Genomic DNA, 17,555 nt, shown 5'->3' with positions numbered 1-17,555 from the left:
CGCCCGGTCATGCATGCCCCGGGCGCATCGCGCTCATTCGGCGTCGGGCTGCGCGCCGGGCTCGGCGGCCTTGAACGCGTCGAGCGTCGACGCATGGTCGACGATCCGCTGGATCGTCGGATAGCGCGTCGTGTCGATCGAGAAGCGGTTCGCATTGAACACCTGCGGCACGAGGCACACGTCGGCAAGCGTCGGCGTGTCGCCGAAGCACAGCTTGCCGGTGCGCGGATCGCTCGCGAGACGCGTCTCGAGCGTTTCGAAGCCCGCCTCGATCCAGTGCCGGTACCACGCGTTCTTCGCCTCCTCCGGCACCTTCAGCGTGTGCTTCAGGTACTTCAGCACGCGCAGGTTGTTGAGCGGATGGATTTCGCATGCGATCTGCAGCGCGACCGCGCGCACATACGCACGATCGACCGGCTGCTTCGGCAGCAGCGCCGGCTCAGGATGGGTTTCCTCGAGATATTCGATGATCGCAAGCGACTGCTGCAGCGTCGCGTCGCCGTCGAGCAGCGTCGGCACGACCGCATCCGGATTCAGCACGCGGTACGCGTCCTTCAGTTGCTCGCCGCCGTCGCGCAGCATGTGCACGGGGACATAGTCGAACGGCAGCTGCTTCAGGTTCAGGGCGATCCGCACGCGGTACGACGCGGAACTGCGGAAATAGCTGTAAAGCTTCATGGGATGTCTCTCGTAGTCGTATTCGGCGGCGACGGCACGGGCGCGGCGCAGCCGGCGCGCGCACCGCCGGGAACCAGAGTGTAGCGCGCCGCGATGCGCGGCCTCGCTTGCGCCGGCCGCACCCGTGCGATACTCGGGGCATTCCTCACCGCTCACAGCGCGGCCCGATGCCGGCCGCCCGCCCCCACGCCCCGATGACCGCTTCCCACGATCCCGCCGCCGTTCCGTTCCCGTGCGCCCGTTTCATCAAGGAGATCGGCCGCGGCCCGCACGGCGCACGCGCGCTGTCCGCCGAGGACACGTTCGAACTCTATCGCGCGATGCTCGACGCGCGCGTGTCGGACGTCGAACTCGGCGCGATCCTGATCGCGTATCGGCTGAAGGGCGAATCCGCCGACGAGCTGGCCGCGATGCTCGCCGCCGCGCAGGCGTCGTTCGAGCCGGTGCACGTGCAGGACGCCGCGTTTCGCCCCGTATCGATCCCGAGCTACAACGGCGCGCGCAAGCAGGCGAACCTCGTACCGCTGCTCGCGCTGCTGCTCGCGCGCGAAGGCGTGCCGGTGCTCGTGCATGGCGTCGAGCGCGATCCGGGCCGCGTGACGAGCGCCGAGATTTTCTCGGCGCTGTCGCTCGCGCCGTCGACGTCGCACGACGCGATCGAGGACACGCTTGCCGAGCGCCGCGTCGCGTTCGCGCCGATCGAGGTGCTGGCGCCGCGCATTGCACACCTGCTGTCGATGCGCAGCGTGCTCGGCGTGCGCAACTCGACGCACACGCTCGTGAAGATCCTGCAGCCGTTCGCGCCGGCCGGCCTGCGGCTCGTCAACTACACGCACCCGCCGTACCGCGACAGCCTGGCTCAATTGTTCCGCGACCATCCGGACGCCGCGCTCGGCGGCGCACTGCTGGCACGCGGCACCGAGGGCGAAGCCGTTGCCGATACGCGGCGCCAGGTGCAGGTCGACTGGCTGCACGACGGCGTGTGCGACACGCTGATCGAGGCCGAGCGCTCGTCGACCGATGCGCCGCCCGTCGCCCTGCCCGAATCGCGCGATGCGGCCACGACGGCCGCGTGGACCGACGCCGTGTTGCGGGGCGAGCTGCCGGTGCCCGACACGGTCGCCCGGCAGGTCGCGACGATCGTGCAGATCGCCCGCATCGCGCGCTGACGGCACGCACGTGACCCGGCCCCGCGCGCCGCGCATTTGACACGCGGGCGCATCCTGGCATAGAGTTACCGTCATGCGTTCCTTTCCGAACACCCTCCGAATTACCTCCGGCCGCCTAGCGCGGCCGCTATCGCTACGACTAGCCTAAGGCTGTCGTAGCGCCGTGTGCTGTCCGCACGGTCCCTCCCAGCAGTTCCTCGCAGTACCCCTCTCGCAGTTTTTACAACCCGAAGTCGTCAGCATTCGTCCGTCTATCCGTCGGCCGATTCGCGAAGATCATCCGCATCCGCAGCGCGCTTACGTGCCGCGGAGCGAGGCAGCGCCAACCGTCGCCCATGCCGCCCGTCTTCGCTCGCGACTTGAGACCCGAGGTCCAGAAGATGCAGCGCAATCCGCAAGACAAGTACCGTCCGTTCGAGCCCGTCCGCCTCAATGGCCGCAAATGGCCGTCGCGCACCATCGAGCGCGCGCCCGTCTGGATGAGCACCGACCTGCGCGACGGCAACCAGTCGCTGATCGAGCCGATGAGCATCGAGCAGAAGCTCGAGTTCTTCGAAATGCTGGTCGCGATCGGGTTCAAGGAGATCGAAGTCGGTTTTCCGTCGGCGTCGCAAACCGACTTCGATTTCGTCCGCAAGCTGATCGACGACAAGCGGATTCCCGACGACGTGACGATCGAAGTGCTCGTGCAGGCACGCGAAGACCTGATCGCACGCACGTTCGATGCGCTCGACGGCGTGCCGCGCGCGATCGTGCACCTGTACAACGCGGTGTGCCCGTCGTTCCGCCGCATCGTGTTCGGGATGTCGAAGGCCGACGTGAAGGCGCTCGCGATCGACGGCACGCGCCTCATCAAGGAACACGCCGCCGCGCGCCCCGACACGCAGTGGACCTTCCAGTACTCGCCGGAAACCTTCAGCATGACCGAGCTGACGTTCGCGCGCGAGATCTGCGACGCGGTCGCGCAGACCTGGCGCCCGACCCGCGACCACAAGATGATCGTCAACCTGCCGGCCACCGTCGAAGCCGCGGGCCCGAACGTGTTCGCCGACCAGATCGAATGGATGGACCGCAACCTCGCGTATCGCGACAGCATCGTGCTGTCCGTGCATCCGCACAACGACCGCGGCACCGCGGTCGCGGCGGCCGAACTCGCGCTGCTCGCGGGCGCCGACCGCATCGAAGGCTGCCTGTTCGGCAACGGCGAGCGCACCGGCAACGTCGATCTCGTCACGCTCGCGCTGAATCTCTACACGCAGGGCATCGATCCGGGCCTCGATTTCTCCGACATCGACGCCGTGCGCCGCGTCGTCGAGCGCTGCAATCAGATTCCCGTGCATCCGCGCCATCCGTACGCAGGCGACCTCGTGTTCACCGCGTTCTCGGGCTCGCACCAGGACGCGATCCGCAAGGGCTTCGCGCAGCAGCGCGCCGACGCGGCCTGGGAAGTACCGTACCTGCCGATCGACCCAGCCGACCTCGGCCGCAGCTATGACGCGGTGATTCGCGTGAACAGCCAGTCCGGCAAGGGCGGCGCGACGTTCCTGCTCGAACGCGGGATGGGTTTCACGCCGACGCGCCGCGTGCAGATCGAATTCAGCCACGCGGTGCAGACGCTCGCCGACGCATCCGGCGAGGAAGTGACGGGCGACGCGATCTGCGCACTGTTCGCGCGAGAATTCTTCGACACCGACGGGCCGGCCGCGCGTCACGGCAACGGCGCGCGGTGGCAAAACCGCGAGATCGCGGCGGCGCCCGCGACGGACACGACACCCGACGAAGCCGCGCGGCATTTGGCCGCAGCATTCGCGGCAGCAGCCGGCGCCGCGATCGACATCGCGTCGTGCGAACACACGCGCACGACGGACGGACGGATCGCGGTATCGGTCGGTTGCCGGGTCGGCGATGCACCGCTGCGGCACGGCGTCGGCCTGCACGCCGATGCGGCGAGCGCCGCGCTCGATGCGGTCGTCAGCGCGATCAACCGCTCGGCCTGGCACTGCACGGATCGCCGCGCGGCGGCCTGACCGCCCGGTTCTGTTTCAGGGTTCAAACGTCAGCGAGCGGGGCGTGACCGCCCGTGCGCCGCGCGATCCGCGCCGCACGAGGCAGCAAAAAGCGGCCCAGAAGGCCGCTTCGGTCGGGACATGAAAACGAGCGCCACGCGCGCTCATGTCTCGGTCGCGCACCGCGTCGCCTGCCACGCGAACAGGCTCCAGCGGCCCTGGTCGTGCGTGTGGACGGAGGTATACGCAATCGGGAAGACCAGGCCGCCGTTGTTCGTTTCCATCTCGATCAACGCGCGCCCGGTGACGACACAGGTTTCATCGCCGACGGGCAGTACGTCCTGTGACTGGATTTCGATCTGGCGATAGCGGCGGCGGCCGGCGACGATGGCGTCGATGAACTGCTGCTTGGTTTCGCGTTTGCCGTTGGTGTGCACGAAGAACACCTTGTCCGACAAAAGCGCGTCGAGCGCCTCGCCGTCCCCGTCCACCATCGCCCGGAACCGATCGCGCTCGAGCGCGCGGATCGCATCGACCACCTTCGCCATCGCCTGACTCCTCGGCAACGCGCACGCCGTGCGCGGGCGTGCGGATCAGAAGTTGTACTGCAAGTAGAACTGGTGGAAATTTATACCAGGATTCGGCTCTTTGATACCCGCGTTAGACACATGTTCAAAACGGTAGCCGACCTGATACTGTTGCCGTTGGCCGAACTGCACGCCCACCCCCGCAGTCGGTGCGAACTGGAACGCGGTCCCCATCGAGAAACGATCCGAAATCGTCGGGTGCGTCAGCAGCCGCACGCCGCCGCCGGCCTCGATGAACGGGCGGATCTCCCCGGCGCTCTTGATGAAGCGGAACATCGGCGTCACGCCGAATTCGCCGATGTTGCCGTGGACGTTGCCGCCCGTGTGCCAGTAGCCGGCGTGCCCTTCCACGACGAACGCGAAGTGCCAGCCGCCGATTTCCCACCAGTTCCAGCCCGGATCCCACACCACGCCGAGATCGGCCTTGTCGACGCCGTGGCGATCCGAAAAACCGCCGCCTGCCTGAATCCCCCATCGATCCGCACATGCCGCACCCGATCCGCCCAGAAGGGACGCTGCCAGCATCGCGTGCAGCGCAAGCCGGCTGCGGGGCCGGCGATTCTTCTTATTGTTCATCTGACACTCCAACTTTGTGGGTTGAATGGAGCCGGCCGCTTCGTCCGGCTCGAGCGAACTGAATGGTATGGTAAAGGACTTTTCGGATCGGCATCACAAAGCGAAATGGCTTCCTTCCAAAACGACAAAAATTGAAATCGTCTACCGATTACCATCAGAAACAATGGCTTACGGAACTTCGCTTCGCGCCCCTTGTCGCAGATTAGACTATCGACTCCACTAGCTCGATAGAAAAAACGGGAACTCCGATGCCCACGCTTGCTCTAAGGAATTAGCACTCGGATTGCGGGAGTGCTAAGATGGCCCACGGAATCTCATCCGAGACCGGGGGTTTGTCCCTGATTCCAAAGGAGTTTTTTAGTGAGCAACGCCCTGACCCTCCCGAACACCCTGAGCCCGACGCCGGCCAAGGCCGCATCGGCAGGCTCGCTGGCGCTCGCCGCTCAATCGATGTTGCCGGGCCAGCTTGGCAACATCGACGCGTATATCCAGGCCGTCAATCGCATTCCGCTGCTGACGCCCGAAGAGGAACGCCAGTACGCGACCGAATTCCGTGAAGACAACAATCTCGACTCGGCGCGCCGCCTCGTGCTGTCGCACCTGCGGCTCGTCGTGTCGATCGCGCGCAACTATCTCGGCTACGGCCTGCCGCACGGCGACCTGATCCAGGAAGGCAACATCGGCCTGATGAAGGCCGTGAAGCGCTTCGATCCGGCCCAGAACGTGCGTCTCGTGTCGTACGCGATCCACTGGATCAAGGCCGAGATCCACGAGTACATCCTGCGCAACTGGCGCACGGTGAAGGTCGCGACGACGAAGGCGCAGCGCAAGCTGTTCTTCAACCTGCGCAGCCACAAGAAGGGCCTGCAGGCGATGACGCCCGAAGAGATCGACGGCCTCGCGAAGGAACTCAACGTCAAGCGCGAAGACGTGACCGAAATGGAAACGCGCCTGTCGGGCGGCGACATCGCGCTCGAAGGGCAGGTCGAAGACGGCGAGGAGTCGTACGCGCCGATCGCCTACCTGGCCGACTCGCACAACGAACCGACCGCCGTACTCGCCGCGCGTCAGCGCGACACGCTGCAGACGGACGGTATCGCGCAGGCACTCGACGCGCTCGACGCGCGCAGCCGCCGCATCATCGAGGCGCGCTGGCTGCACGTCGACGACGACGGCTCGGGCGGCTCGACGCTGCACGATCTCGCCGCCGAGTTCGGCGTGTCGGCGGAACGCATCCGCCAGATCGAAGCGAGCGCCATGAAAAAGATGCGCACCGCCCTCGCCGAATACGCATAAATCCCGGCGATTTAGAGCGCCTCATCGAAACCGCTGCCTAACCGGCAGCGGTTTTTTTTCGCCCGCATTTTCTCCTGCTTTTCATTCGTTTCTCCGCTCGTTTCTTCACTCGCTTCCGTGCGGATTAATTGACCCGATTCGTCAGGTAATAGGCCGTTTGCGGGCCCCTTCCGCGTAACCTTGATCTGCCTCAAGTTTCAGACCGTGTTTCGCGACGGTCTGCCGCAGCGCAGCACTCGGCATTGGAAAGCCGTCCTTTTAAAATTGGCATGTCAGGCGCAAAAGGATTAAAACAGCTTCACGGCCGTCATAAATCCGACGTAAAGTCGCCCCAAATCCGACCTAAATCGATTCAGGATAATCGCCTTGATCTCGATCAATAAAGAGCCTGCGCCGCCTCCCCCGCGGCCGGCCGGTACGATCGGCTGGCGCGCGCGCATCGCCGCGTGGGCACGCGGCCCGACCCTCGCCCGCGACATCACCCTGGTGCTGATCGTCAAGCTGATCCTCCTGATGTCGCTCAAATACGCATTCTTCAATCATCCGCAGGCCGAGCACATGTCGTTGCCGCCTGCCGCCGTTGCCGAGAAGCTGCTCTCGGTGCCGGCACCTGCACCCACCGAGGGAGACCACCATGATAAGTAGCGAAGTCGTCGATCTGTCGCGTCTGCAGTTCGGCATCACGGCGCTCTACCACTTCCTGTTCGTGCCGCTGACGCTCGGCCTGTCCTGGCTGCTCGTCATCATGGAAGCCGTCTACGTGATGACCGGCAAACAGGTCTACAAGGACATGACCCAGTTCTGGGGCAAGCTGTTCGGGATCAACTTCGCGATGGGCGTGACGACCGGCATCACGCTTGAATTCCAGTTCGGCACGAACTGGTCGTACTACTCGCACTATGTCGGCGACATCTTCGGCGTGCCGCTCGCGGTCGAAGGCCTGATGGCGTTCTTCCTCGAATCGACGTTCGTCGGCCTGTTCTTCTTCGGCTGGAACCGCCTGTCGAAGGTCAAGCACCTGATGGTCACGTTCCTCGTCGCGCTGGGCTCGAACCTGTCCGCGCTGTGGATCCTCGTCGCGAACGGCTGGATGAACAACCCGGTCGGCGCCGAGTTCAACTACCAGACGATGCGCATGGAGATGACGAGCCTGTTCGACGTGCTGTTCAACCCGGTCGCCCAGGTGAAGTTCGTGCACACGGTGTCGGCCGGCTACGTGTCGGCGGCGATGTTCGTGCTCGGCGTGTCGTCGTGGTACCTGCTGAAGAAGCGCGACGTCGACTTCGCACTGCGCTCGTTCGCGGTCGCGGCCGGCTTCGGCCTCGCGGCGACGCTCTGCGTGATCGTGCTCGGCGACGAATCGGGTTACACGACCGGTGAAGTGCAGAAGATGAAGCTCGCCGCGATCGAATCCGAATGGGAAACGCAGCCGGCGCCCGCATCGTTCACGCTGATCGGCATTCCGAACCAGGAAGAACAACGCACCGACTACGCGATCAAGATCCCGTATGCGCTCGGCCTGATCGCGACGCGCTCGATCGACGAACCGGTGATCGGCCTGCGCGATCTCGCGAAGCGCAGCGAGGAGCACATCCAGAGCGGGATGATCGCGTACGGCGCGCTGCAGAAGATCAAGCAGGGCGACACGAGCGATGCAACCCGCGCACTGTTCGACCAGCACAAGCAGTATCTCGGCTACGGGCTGATGCTCAAGCAGTTCACGCCGAACGTGGTCGATGCGACACCCGAGCAGATCAAGGCTGCCGCGAAGAAGACGATCCCGCCGGTCGCGCCCGTGTTCTTCTCGTTCCGGATCATGGTGGCCCTCGGCATCCTGTTCGTCGCGACGTTCATTGCCGCATTCTGGTTCTGCGCGCGCCGCGAACTGCTGCAGGACAACCGCCGCTGGTTCCTCCGCTATGCGGTATGGGCGATCCCGCTGCCGTGGATCGCGATCGAATTCGGCTGGATCGTCGCCGAGCTCGGCCGCCAGCCGTGGACGATCGCCGGCGTGCTGCCGACGCACCTGTCCGCGTCGAGCCTGCAGCCGAGCGACCTGTACCTGAGTCTCGCGGGCTTCATCCTGTTCTACACCGCGCTGTTCGTCATCGAGATCAAGCTGATGTTCAAGTACGCGCGCCTCGGCCCGTCGTCGCTGCATACCGGCCGCTATCACCACGAAGTCGCGGCCGCCAGCGAGCGCGCCACGGCGTGAGCACGCACCTGAAACGGAACAAGGAATCGCTATGGACTATGCAACTCTCAAGCTGATCTGGTGGCTGCTCGTCGGCGTGCTGCTGATCGGCTTCGCCGTCACCGACGGCTTCGACATGGGCGCGACCGCGCTGCTGCCGTTCCTCGGCAAGACCGACGAGGAGCGCCGCATCATCGTCAACACCGTCGGTGCGACGTGGGAAGGCAACCAGGTGTGGCTGATCACGGCCGGCGGCGCGATGTTCGCGGCCTGGCCGCTCGTGTACGCGGCGTCGTTCTCCGGCTTCTACTTCGCGATGCTGCTCGTGCTGTTCGCGTTGTTCTTCCGGCCGGTGGGCTTCGACTACCGCAGCAAGCGGCCCGACCCGCGCTGGCGCGCAGGCTGGGACTGGGGCCTGTTCGTCGGCGGCTTCGTGCCGGCGCTCGTGTTCGGCGTGGCGTTCGGCAACCTGCTGCAAGGCGTGCCGTTCAAGTTCGACAGCGACCTGCGCGTGACCTACTACGGCAGCTTCTGGGCGCTGCTGAACCCGTTCGCGCTGCTGTGCGGGCTCGTCAGCCTCACGATGCTCGTCGCGCACGGTGCGGCCTTCATCAAGATGAAGACGGAGGGCGTGATCGCACGCCGCGCGTCGGTCGCGCTGCGCGTGTCGTCGTTCCTCGCGGTCGTGCTGTTCGTGCTGGCCGGCGTGCTGATCGCGTCGACCATCGGCGGCTTCCACATCACGCACGCCGCGCCGACCGACACCGTCGCGAACCCGCTGCTCAAGGACGTCGCCGCGGGCTCGGGCCTGTGGCTCGCGAACTACGGCGAATTCCCGTGGATGATCGCGGCGCCCGTCGTCGGGATCGCGGGCGGCCTGTTCGCGCTGCTGCTCGCCGGCTCGAAGCAGGAAAAGACGGCATTCTTCTGCACCGGCCTGATGATCGCCGGCGTGATCCTGACCGCCGGCTTCTCGATGTTCCCGTTCATCATGCCGTCGTCGCTCGACCCGCGCAGCAGCCTGACCGTGTGGGATTCGACGTCGAGCCACATGACGCTGCAGGTGATGCTGTTCGCGGTGATCGTGTTCCTGCCGATCGTCCTGCTCTACACGAGCTGGGTGTATCGCGTGATGCGCGGCAAGGTCACGCGCGAAGTGCTCGAAGAGAACAAGCATTCGATGTATTGATCGATTGAACCGGGCCGGGGCGCGCGCGCCCTCGCCCACCGTTTCGCAAGGAGTCGGATCATGTGGTATTTCAGTTGGGTTCTCGGTATCGGCGTTGCGCTGTCGTTCGGCATCGTCAACGCGATGTGGCTCGAAGCGCGGCAAAAGACGCAGGAAGCACGCGTGCGCCGCGACTGACGCGTACGGCCGATCACGCGGCCGCCGTCCGGAAGGAACCTCGCCTCGCGCGAGGTTTTTTTTCGCCCCGGCCGGCCGGACAGGCCCGGCATACCGATGCCAATTTAGCGCCAGATTGATACCACTTGAATACCAATAAAAGGTTTCATAAGATCTTTGGACACGGCCGCTGACAGGCCTATTCCATCTGGGTGGGGGAGACATGCGAATCCCGTATGTGTCGCGCGCTTGCGCGCCGTCTCGCCGTCGGCATGCGGCGGCCGGTTGCGCGTCGCTGGCGAGCGGCGCCATCATCGTCCGAGCAGGTCGCGCGCGCGGCATTGCCACCGGGCGCGCCGCCACACCCGCTGCGCCCGCGACGCCCGCCGCTGCCGTGCGCCGCCGATGAAGACGCGCACCCGCCCGCGCCGATCCGACCGGCACACCTGCCCGCCACCCGTTCCGTAACGCACGCGCCCGCGTGCCGACTGCGCGCGGGGCAGCCCCATCGCCCGCGCACCCTGTTGTCCCCGCAGCTCCGTTGAAAGACCCGCCTGCAGCGACGTCATCCCACGACGCCGCTATGCCCCCTTTTTCTCAGGAGTCCGCATGAACCGAACCTTGCCTACCCTGTTTGCCGGCCTGCTGGTCGCGGCACTGTCGCCGGTCGCGCTCGGCGCGCCGCCGGCGTCGAGTGCTGTGGTCGCGGCGGCCGGCGCCGTCCGTCCACCCGCGCCGCCGGCCGATCTCGCGGCGCGGCTGTCGAACGGCCTCGCATTGCGCGTCGCCGTCGACAACAATCACGCGGCCGCGGCCGGCGTGCCGTGCGCCGATCTCGGCGCCGACGGCGCGGCCTGTGCGACGGGTCGCCTGATCCTGCAGAACCGCGGCCACCAGGCGATCGCCGACGGCGGCTGGAAGCTCTACCTGCACAGCATCCGACGCCTGCTGCGGATCGATCGTCCAGGCTTCGCGCTGCGGCGGCTCACCGGCGACCTGTACGAACTGACGCCGCAACCGGGTTCGGTGCGGCTTGCACCGGGCGAGCGCATCGAGCTGCCGTTCGTCGCCGAATACTGGCTGCTGCGCTACAGCGACGTGATTCCGCGCCCGTATGTGGTCGTCGATGGCGCGCCGCCCGCCGTGCTCCGCTACAACGACACCGACGACGAGCTGCGCTACGTCGAATCGCTGCCGGCCGACGCGCAGAACAACTCGACCGGCAATGCGCCGCCCGTGGCCGCGCGGCCCGACGCCAGCCGTGCCTTGCCGAGCGTGAAGCGCGAGCAGCCGCTGCCAGGCACGCTCGACCTGCGCGGCGTCGAGCTCACGCTGCCGAACCTGCCGGACGCGCAGGTCGCGGCGCTGCGCGAACGCGCGGCGACCCTCGGGCTCGACGGCGCGCGCGTGCCGGTATGGGGCGTAGTCGCGCCGCGCCGGCTGCCGGCCGACATCGCGACGCCGGGCGGCTACCGGCTCGCCATCGGGCCGCGCGGCGCGTTCATCGAAGCGTACGATCGCGCCGGCCTCTACTACGGCGTGCAGACGCTCTACTCGCTCGTGCCCGCCGGCGGCGGCCCGATCCCGGCGATGCTCGTCGAGGATGCGCCGCGCTTCACGCATCGCGGGATGCACGTCGATCTCGCGCGCAACTTCAAGCACCCGGCGACGCTGCGCCGCCTGATCGACCAGATGAGCGCATACAAGCTCAACCGCCTGCACCTGCATCTGTCCGACGACGAAGGCTGGCGCATCGAGATTCCCGGCCTGCCCGAGCTGACCGAGATCGGCTCACGCCGCTGCCACGATCCAGGCGAGACGCGCTGCCTGCTGCCGCAACTCGGCTCCGGCCCGGACAACCGCTCGGGCGGCGGCTACCTGACCCGCGACGACTACGTGGCGCTCGTGCGCTACGCGGCCGCGCATTTCGTCGAGATCATCCCTGAAATCGACATGCCCGCGCATGCGCGCGCGGCCGTCGTGACGATGGAGGCACGTTACAAGCGGCTGCATGCGGCCGGCCGCGAGCAGGAAGCGAACGCATACCGGCTGCTCGATCCGCAGGACACGTCGAACCTGACGACGGTGCAGTTCTACGACCGGCGCAGCGACCTGAACCCGTGCGTGCCGGGCGCGCTCAATTTCGCGTCGAAGGTGATCCGCGAGATCGCCGCGATGCATGCGGACGCGCAGGCGCCGCTGCGCACCTGGCACTACGGTGGCGACGAGGCGAAGAACATCTTCCTCGGCGGGGGCTTCCAGGCGCTGAACGGCACCGACCCGAACAAGGGGCGCATCGATCTCGCCGCGCAGGACAAGCCGTGGGCGCGCTCGCCCGCGTGCATGGCGCTGCTCCAGCGCGGCGAGATCAAGTCGATCGACGCGCTGCCGACGCGTTTCGCGCAACAGGTGAGCGCGGCAGTCAGCGCGAACGGGATCGACACGATGGCCGCGTGGCAGGACGGCATCAAGCATGCGAACGGGCCGCAGGACTTCAGCACGCGCCACGTGATGGTGTCGCTGTGGGACACGATCTTCTGGGGCGCATCGGACAGCGCGCGCGACCTGAGCGGCAAGGGCTACCTGACGGTGCTCGCACTGCCCGACTACCTGTACTTCGACTTCCCGTACACGCTCAACCCGCGCGAGCGCGGCTACTACTGGGGCTCGCACGCGACGGACGAGTACAAGGTGTTCTCGCTCGCGCCCGAAAACCTGCCGCAGAACGCCGAAGTGATGGGCGACCGTGACGGCAACGCGTTCGAAGTGACGGGCACGGGCCCCGCGCCGCGCATCGAAGGCATGCAGGGGCAGGCGTGGGGCGAGGTGATGCGCAACGACACCTTCCTCGAATACATGGCCTATCCGCGGCTGCTCGCGCTCGCCGAGCGCGCATGGCACCGGGCCGACTGGGAGCTGCCGTATGCGGCCGGCGTGCGCTTCAAGCGCGGCGACACGCATCACGTCGACACGGCCGCGCTGCAGCGCGACTGGGCCGGCTTCGCGACGCTGCTCACGCAACGCGAATTGCCGAAGCTCGACCGGGCCGGCGTCGGCTACCGGAAGCCGACCTTCACGCTGACGAATCCGTGAACGGCTGATCGGTGAATGGCTGGGCGATGGCGCGATGCAGGCGGACGCATCGCGCCATCGCCCGCACCAAGGAAAAACGGCTTGCGACGCATCGCAAGCCGTTTTCGTTTTGCCGGCCGGCCCGAACCCGCATCGCGAATCAGGCCGGCTTCATCGCATCAGGCCGGTTGTGCGGCCGCCCCGCTGCCCGACGGCGGCAGGCGCGCGCCGAGCTGTTCGGCATAGCGTGCTGCCGCGTTGCCGCAGACGATGTGGAACGTGTCGAGCGACACCCACGCGACGTCGAGCGCACCGAGACGGTCGCGATCGACCGCCGACGGATCGCGCACGACCACACGCAGGCGCGTGGTCGCGATCGCGTCGAGCGAAGCAACGTTGGTCGCGCCGCCGAACACCGCGAGCCAGCGCGCCGGCTCCGGATCGAGCGGGCCGGCGGCCGCACCGGTGACGGGCTGTGCAGCGGCGGCCGTCGCCGTCGACGTCGATGCTGCGCCTGCTGCGCCGCTGCCAATCGCCGCACGCATCTCGTCGGCAATGATGTCGGCCTCGGGCCCGATGATCACCTGCACGCTGTTGCCGCCGCGCTTGAGCACGCCGCGCGCGCCGATCGACTTCAGTTCCGGCTCCGAGATCTTCTCCGGATCGACGACGGTCAGGCGCAGGCGCGTCGTGCATGCGTCGACGACCGACAGGTTGCCTGCCCCGCCGAGCGCGGCGATGTAGCGCTGCGCGCGCGGTGCAGCGGCAGCAGCGCCGGCAGCCGGCGCGACGAAGCCGCCCGATGCGTACGATTCCGCGGCCGCATCGGCCGATGCCGGCTCACGGCCCGGCGTTGCCATGTTGAACTTGCGGATGAAGAAGCGGAACAGCCCGTAGTACGCAGCGCCGTATGCGATGCCGAGCGGGATCGCGATCCAGCCCTTCGTCGACAGCCCGTAGTTCAGCACGTAGTCGATCGCGCCGGCCGAGAACGTGAAACCGAGCTTCACGCCGAGGATCTGGCAGATCGCGAGCGACAGCCCCGTCAGCACCGCGTGGATCACGTACAGCACCGGTGCGAGGAACATGAAGCTGAATTCGATCGGCTCGGTCACGCCGGTCAGGAACGACGTCAGCGCCATCGAGAACAGCAGGCCGCCGACCATCGCGCGGCGCTCCTTCGGCGCTTCGTGCAGCATCGCCAGGCACGCAGCCGGCAGGCCGAACATCATGATCGGGAAGAAGCCGGCCATGAAGGTGCCCGCGGTCGGGTCGCCCGCGAAGAAGCGGTGCAGGTCGCCGTGCACGATCTCGCCGCCCGCCGGCGGCGTAAAGTTGCCGAACACGAACCACGCGAGCGAGTTGATGATGTGGTGCAGGCCCGTGACGAGCAGCAGGCGGTTCAGGAAGCCGAACACGAACGCACCGATCGCGCCCGCCGTCGTCAGCCACTGGCCGGCCGCGTCGATCAGATGCTGGACCGGCTGCCAGACGTACCCGAACGCGATGCCGAGTATCACGCAGACCAGGCCCGTGATGATCGGCACGAACCGTTTGCCGCCGAAGAACGCGAGGTAGTCCGGCAGCTTGATGTCTTTATAGCGGTTGTACAGCAGCCCCGCGACCACACCCGCGATGATCCCGGACAGCACGCCCATGTTCAGCTTGGGATCGATGTCCTTCATGATCGCGGTTTCGATCAGGTAGCCGATCGCGCCCGCGAGCGCAGCCACGCCGTTGTTGTCCTTCGCGAAACCGACCGCCACGCCGATCGCGAACAGCAGCGGCAGGTTGTCGAAGATCGCACCGCCGGCGTCGGCGATCATCTTGATGTTGAACACGTCCGGCTGGCCGAGTCGCAGCAGGATGCCGGCGACCGGCAATACCGCGATCGGCAGCATCAGTGCCCGGCCCAGGCCCTGTATTTTCAGAAACGGATTCCCGTTCATTCAGTCCTCCAATCCTTGTCTCGTCGTTAATCGTCGTTGACCTAATGGCTTTCGTCGTGAAACCGGTCGCGAACCTGCCGTCGACGCTCAGTCGAGCGGCCAGACCTCGCGGCTTGCTGCCCTTACCGCCTGTGCCGAATCGAGCGCGAGCAGATCCTGCGCGCGCTGACGGCACAACTGGTAATCGAGACGGCGCACACGCGCCTTGATGCCCGGCACCGATACGGGGTCGACCGACAGCTCGGTCACGCCGAGGCCAACCAGGATCGGCACCGCGAGCGGATCGCCGCCGAGCGCGCCGCACACGCCGACCCACTTGCCGTGCTTCGCGGCACCGCGCACCGCGATGTCGATCAGGCGCAGCACGGCCGGATGCAGGCCGTCGGATTGCGCGGCCAGGTCGGCCTGGCAGCGATCCATCGCGAGCGTGTACTGCGTCAGGTCGTTGGTGCCGATCGACAGGAAATCCGCGTGCTGCGCGAGCTGGTCGGCCAGCAGCGCGGCCGACGGCACCTCGATCATCACGCCGACCTCGATCGGCTCGGTGCGGCCCTGCGCGCGCGCGAATTCGTCGATGCGCTTGCGCAGCCGCACGAGCTCGCCCGCATCCGTCACCATCGGCAGCAGGATGCGCACCGCGCCGAACGGCTTCACCGCGAGCAGGCCCTGCAACTGATCGTCGAGCAGATCGGGGCGCACCTGCGCGAGACGGATGCCGCGCAGGCCGAGCGCCGGGTTCGGTTCGGGCGGCAGCGTCAGGTAGTCGACTTCCTTGTCGGCGCCGACGTCGAGCGTGCGGATGATCGCCGTGCGGCCCTGCAACGCGTCGACGATCGACTGGTAGCTCTGCTGGTGCTCGACGACCGTCGGCGCGACCTGGCGATGGATGAACATCAGTTCGGTACGCAGCAGGCCGACCGAGTCCGCGCCGTTGTCGACCGCGGTGTTCGCGTCGTCGAGCGTCGCGATGTTCGCGGCGACCTCGATCGCGCGGCCGTCGACCGTCGCGGCCGCTTCGCCCGCCAGTTGCCGGTTCGCTTCGCGCACGCCGTCCAGGCGCTGGCGCTCGTGCCGCGCGCGCTCGACGTCGAGCGCGGTCGGTGCGTGTTCGAGCCGGCCCGCGCTCGCATCGACGACGACCTGCGTGCCGTCCGGAATCGCGTACAGCGCATCGCCGACCGCGACCAGCGCCGGAATGCCGAGCTGCCGCGCGATGATCGCCGCGTGCGACGTCGCGCCGCCGCGCGCCATCACGAGCGCGGTCACGCGCTGGCGATCGAGCGACGACAGGTCGGACGGCGTGAATTCCTCGGCCGCGAGCACGGCCTCGTCGGGCAGCGCACGCGCAGCGCCGTTCGTATGACCGAGCGCGCGCAGCACGCGCTTCTCGATGTCGCGCAGGTCGGCTGCGCGTTCGGCGAGCAGCGTATCGTCGAGCTTCGACAGCGTGTCGATCTGCGTGCGAATCGTCGCGCGCCATGCGAAGCCCGCGCTCTTGCCGAGGCTGATCAGGTCGCGCGCCGCGTCGATCAGCGTCGGGTCTTCGAGCAGCACGCGGTGCACCGCGAAGATGCCCGCTTCACCGACCGCGCCGCGTGCCGATGCGTTACGCACCGTTTCGTCGAGTTCGGCGTCGACCGCCTTCAGCGCCTGGTCGAGCTGGCGGCTTTCCGTGGCCGGCGTGCCGGCAGCCTGCTCGGGCGGCACGATTTCCGCATCGTCGAGGCGCACCAGCGTGCCGACCGCGATGCCGGGCGCCGCGCACACGCCCGCGAGCGTGTTCGGATCGACGGGTGCACCGACATTGCGCGCGACCGTCTGCGGCGCGGGCGACTTCAGCCGCGCCGGTTGTTCCTCGACTTCGCCGTGCGCTTCGCGCAGCAGCTCGTGCTCGACCGCATCGACGGCCTGCTGCGCATGCGCGCCACGGCCGACCAGTTCGACCGTCGCACCTTCGCCGGCGCCGAGGCCGAGCAGGCCGACGACGCTCGCGATCGACGCCTTGCGGCCGTCGAACAGCACGTCGACGGTCGCGTCGAACCCGCGCACGGCTTCACGCGCCCGCGCGGCCGGCCGCGCATGCAGGCCGCCCGGCTGCGCCAGCACGATTTCACGGCGCACTTCGTTGTGCGCCGCGGCGCCGGTTTGCGCCGCCTGCACGGCCGCTTCGCCCTTGCCGCGCAGCGCGAGCAGCGGCGTCTTGCCGGCCGTCGCGAAGCCGCTGGCGCGATCCACGACTTCGAACGCATCCGAGTTCGCGATCGCGATCACCGACACGAGCGAATGCGCGCTGCGCGCCACCGCGTCCTGGTCGAACTCGATCAGCAGCGCGCCAGCCTCGACACGCGCGCCGGCCTCGACGTGCGCGATGAAGCCCTGCCCGTTCAGCTCCACGGTGTCGATGCCGATATGGAGCAGCACTTCCGCGCCTTGCGGCGTCGTGATCGTCACCGCGTGGCCCGTGCGCGCGAGATGCGACACGACGCCCGCGCACGGCGCGACGAGCTGGCCCGCGAGCGGGTCGATGCCGATGCCGTCGCCGAACATCCCGCCGGAGAACACCGGATCGGGCACGTCGGCCAGCGCGACGATCGGCCCCGTCAGCGGGGCAAGCAGGACGATCTGATCGTGGGTGGGGCTCTTCAACTGGGACTCCTCGGCGCGTCTCATCGGCGGTCTCGGC

13 protein-coding genes are annotated in these 17,555 nt (G+C 67.3%); 8 read left to right on the top strand and 5 right to left on the bottom strand.

What is annotated here, in order from left to right:
* Positions 1-33 precede the first annotated feature (33 nt).
* The gene (gene maiA / locus B7G54_RS29050) at positions 34-678 is read right to left on the bottom strand and encodes a maleylacetoacetate isomerase (RefSeq protein WP_085042165.1); all 645 of its coding nucleotides are present in this window, start codon (positions 676-678) and stop codon (positions 34-36) included.
* Positions 679-872: 194 nt separating this feature from the next.
* Between maiA and ybiB the strand changes: the two genes are divergently transcribed.
* Positions 873-1,847: a DNA-binding protein YbiB gene (gene ybiB, locus B7G54_RS29045; protein ID WP_085042164.1), complete on the top strand. Its 975-nt coding sequence runs from the start codon at positions 873-875 to the stop codon at positions 1,845-1,847.
* A 380-nt stretch (positions 1,848-2,227) separates the two neighbouring features.
* Complete coding sequence (gene leuA, locus B7G54_RS29040) at positions 2,228-3,874, top strand: 2-isopropylmalate synthase (protein WP_085042163.1); 1,647 nt, start codon at positions 2,228-2,230, stop codon at positions 3,872-3,874.
* A 143-nt stretch (positions 3,875-4,017) separates the two neighbouring features.
* Here leuA and B7G54_RS29035 read toward each other — a convergent pair whose 3' ends face one another.
* Together B7G54_RS29035 and B7G54_RS29030 are read right to left on the bottom strand one after the other, a co-directional pair.
* Complete coding sequence (locus tag B7G54_RS29035; protein ID WP_085042162.1) at positions 4,018-4,401, bottom strand: nuclear transport factor 2 family protein; 384 nt, start codon at positions 4,399-4,401, stop codon at positions 4,018-4,020.
* Between the two features lie 45 nt (positions 4,402-4,446).
* Positions 4,447-5,016, bottom strand: coding sequence for an acyloxyacyl hydrolase (locus B7G54_RS29030; protein ID WP_046544377.1), 570 nt, complete (start codon positions 5,014-5,016; stop codon positions 4,447-4,449).
* Positions 5,017-5,376: 360 nt separating this feature from the next.
* Between B7G54_RS29030 and rpoH the strand changes: the two genes are divergently transcribed.
* The 6 genes from rpoH to B7G54_RS28995 all read left to right on the top strand — a co-directional run bounded on the left by rpoH (position 5,377) and on the right by B7G54_RS28995 (position 12,944).
* A complete protein-coding gene (gene rpoH / locus B7G54_RS29025) occupies positions 5,377-6,312 on the top strand; it encodes an RNA polymerase sigma factor RpoH (protein WP_085042161.1) in 936 nt (311 codons plus the stop codon).
* 366 nt (positions 6,313-6,678) lie between these two features.
* On the top strand, positions 6,679-6,957 hold the full coding sequence (gene cydP / locus B7G54_RS29020; RefSeq protein ID WP_048246999.1) for a cytochrome oxidase putative small subunit CydP: 279 nt from the start codon (positions 6,679-6,681) through the stop codon (positions 6,955-6,957).
* Positions 6,947-8,527 carry a cytochrome ubiquinol oxidase subunit I gene (locus B7G54_RS29015; RefSeq protein ID WP_085042160.1) on the top strand — a complete coding sequence of 527 codons (1,581 nt, stop codon included), beginning with the start codon at positions 6,947-6,949 and terminating at the stop codon, positions 8,525-8,527. The genes cydP and B7G54_RS29015 overlap by 11 nt, the downstream gene beginning before the upstream one ends.
* Before the next feature lie 31 nt (positions 8,528-8,558).
* On the top strand, positions 8,559-9,695 hold the full coding sequence (cydB, locus tag B7G54_RS29010; protein WP_085042159.1) for a cytochrome d ubiquinol oxidase subunit II: 1,137 nt from the start codon (positions 8,559-8,561) through the stop codon (positions 9,693-9,695).
* Positions 9,696-9,755: 60 nt separating this feature from the next.
* On the top strand, positions 9,756-9,872 hold the full coding sequence (gene cydX, locus B7G54_RS29005) for a cytochrome bd-I oxidase subunit CydX (RefSeq protein WP_085042158.1): 117 nt from the start codon (positions 9,756-9,758) through the stop codon (positions 9,870-9,872).
* 588 nt (positions 9,873-10,460) lie between these two features.
* On the top strand, positions 10,461-12,944 hold the full coding sequence (locus B7G54_RS28995) for a family 20 glycosylhydrolase (RefSeq protein ID WP_085042156.1): 2,484 nt from the start codon (positions 10,461-10,463) through the stop codon (positions 12,942-12,944).
* A 158-nt stretch (positions 12,945-13,102) separates the two neighbouring features.
* Here the strand turns inward: B7G54_RS28995 and nagE are convergent, their stop codons facing one another.
* Positions 13,103-14,872: an N-acetylglucosamine-specific PTS transporter subunit IIBC gene (gene nagE / locus B7G54_RS28990; RefSeq protein ID WP_085042155.1), complete on the bottom strand. Its 1,770-nt coding sequence runs from the start codon at positions 14,870-14,872 to the stop codon at positions 13,103-13,105.
* Between the two features lie 87 nt (positions 14,873-14,959).
* Positions 14,960-17,542, bottom strand: coding sequence for a phosphoenolpyruvate--protein phosphotransferase (gene ptsP, locus B7G54_RS28985; RefSeq protein WP_085042154.1), 2,583 nt, complete (start codon positions 17,540-17,542; stop codon positions 14,960-14,962).
* Positions 17,543-17,555 lie beyond the last annotated feature (13 nt).

This window comes from Burkholderia puraquae (assembly GCF_002099195.1).
Classification (GTDB): domain Bacteria; phylum Pseudomonadota; class Gammaproteobacteria; order Burkholderiales; family Burkholderiaceae; genus Burkholderia; species Burkholderia puraquae.
The sequence above is the reverse complement of the archived record's forward strand: the minus strand, read 5'-3'. Positions and strand labels throughout refer to the sequence as shown.

What these genes read in the sequence shown, in the direction of transcription:
- B7G54_RS29035 (WP_085042162.1), bottom strand. Translation starts at nt 4,401, where the DNA reads ATGGCGAAGGTGGTCGATGCGATCCGCGCGCTCGAGCGCGATCGGTTC.
- nagE (WP_085042155.1), bottom strand. Translation starts at nt 14,872, where the DNA reads ATGAACGGGAATCCGTTTCTGAAAATACAGGGCCTGGGCCGGGCACTG.
- maiA (WP_085042165.1), bottom strand. Translation starts at nt 678, where the DNA reads ATGAAGCTTTACAGCTATTTCCGCAGTTCCGCGTCGTACCGCGTGCGG.
- leuA (WP_085042163.1), top strand. Translation starts at nt 2,228, where the DNA reads ATGCAGCGCAATCCGCAAGACAAGTACCGTCCGTTCGAGCCCGTCCGC.
- B7G54_RS29030 (WP_046544377.1), bottom strand. Translation starts at nt 5,016, where the DNA reads ATGAACAATAAGAAGAATCGCCGGCCCCGCAGCCGGCTTGCGCTGCAC.
- ptsP (WP_085042154.1), bottom strand. Translation starts at nt 17,542, where the DNA reads ATGAGACGCGCCGAGGAGTCCCAGTTGAAGAGCCCCACCCACGATCAG.
- ybiB (WP_085042164.1), top strand. Translation starts at nt 873, where the DNA reads ATGACCGCTTCCCACGATCCCGCCGCCGTTCCGTTCCCGTGCGCCCGT.
- cydB (WP_085042159.1), top strand. Translation starts at nt 8,559, where the DNA reads ATGGACTATGCAACTCTCAAGCTGATCTGGTGGCTGCTCGTCGGCGTG.
- cydX (WP_085042158.1), top strand. Translation starts at nt 9,756, where the DNA reads ATGTGGTATTTCAGTTGGGTTCTCGGTATCGGCGTTGCGCTGTCGTTC.
- B7G54_RS28995 (WP_085042156.1), top strand. Translation starts at nt 10,461, where the DNA reads ATGAACCGAACCTTGCCTACCCTGTTTGCCGGCCTGCTGGTCGCGGCA.
- B7G54_RS29015 (WP_085042160.1), top strand. Translation starts at nt 6,947, where the DNA reads ATGATAAGTAGCGAAGTCGTCGATCTGTCGCGTCTGCAGTTCGGCATC.